1 protein-coding gene is annotated in these 1,354 nt (G+C 47.6%); it reads left to right on the plus strand.

The annotated features are described in order from the left end of the window. Positions 1–65: 65 nt before the first annotated feature. Complete coding sequence (locus LZF95_RS26640) at positions 66–1,283, plus strand: IS256 family transposase (RefSeq protein ID WP_233758520.1); 1,218 nt, start codon at positions 66–68, stop codon at positions 1,281–1,283. Positions 1,284–1,354 lie beyond the last annotated feature (71 nt).

Below are 1,354 nucleotides of genomic sequence, written 5' to 3' on the forward strand. Positions count from 1 at the left end.
GAGACTGTAATCTAAACTCTGTCTAAGACTTTGAATTTTAGTTAAAGTTTATAAGATAGAGCAGTATGAAAGAAGAAGAAACAGCATTCAAGAAGAAAGTATTAAAACAGTTTTTATCAGGAGAGAACCTATTCGGAAAGGATGGCGCGTTAGCACCACTACTGAAGGAATTTCTGGAAGAATCCTTACAAGCAGAGATGGAGGATCATCTTCGTGATGATCAGAAAGGATGGGCCTCGGGCAACAAGCGCAACGGGAAAGGCGGCAAAACAGTGAAGAGCAACGTTGGGGAGGTGACTATAGAGACTCCAGAGGACCGTCAGAGCAGCTTTGAGCCCAAGCTCATAGAGAAGCGCCAACGTATCCTGGCAGACAACCTAGAGGACCAGATCATCGCCCTTTACGGGATGGGGAGCAGTATGCGGGATATATCTGCCCATATCCGGGAGATGTATGACACCGAGGTCTCCACCCAGGTGATCAGTGATATTACCGACCGGATCATCCCGAAGGTAAAAGAATGGCAGAACCGCCCGCTGGAGGAGGTTTACTGTATCGTATGGTTAGACGCCATGCACTTCAAGGTTCGGGAAGAGGGTAAGGTGAAGCATAAGGCTCTGTACAATGTTCTGGGTATCAACAAGAAAGGCAAGAAAGAACTGTTAGGCATGTATCTATCTGAAAGTGAGGGGGCCAACTTCTGGCTCCAGGTACTTAGCGATCTACAGCACCGTGGGGTAAAAGACATTCTGATAGCCTGCACTGACAACCTAACGGGTTTTCCAGAGGCCATCCAGTCTATATTCCCGAAAGCAGAGGTGCAGCTCTGTATTGTCCACCAGATCCGCAACAGTCTGAAGTATGTGGCCAGTAAGGAGCAGAAGGAGTTTGCCGCTGACCTGAAACTTATCTACGGGGCAGATACCAAAGACCAGGCAGAGTCCGCCTTGTTGGACCTTGAGGAGAAATGGGGGAAGAAATATCCGGTAGTAATCCGTTCATGGAACAGTAACTGGGAACGTCTCAGTGCCTATTTTGCCTATACTCAACCCATCAGAAAAATCATTTATACCACCAATGCGGTTGAAGGGTATCACCGGCAGGTAAGGAAAGTCACCAAAACAAAAGGGGCTTTCACAAGTGATATGGCCCTGCTGAAACTCGTGTATCTTGCTGCAAAGCGGATCGAACGGAAATGGACGGCTCCGATCCATAACTGGGGCTTGACAGTCCAACAGTTTGCCATTAGATTTGAAGGGAGATTGGTTTTGGACGTAGATTGAATTAATTATTTAGTTCCCTTCCCTTGGGGTACCCCAAGGGAAGGGAAGGACAGAGTTTAGCTAACACTCCC

Source organism: Algoriphagus sp. AGSA1, from assembly GCF_021390545.1.
Taxonomy (GTDB): domain Bacteria; phylum Bacteroidota; class Bacteroidia; order Cytophagales; family Cyclobacteriaceae; genus Algoriphagus.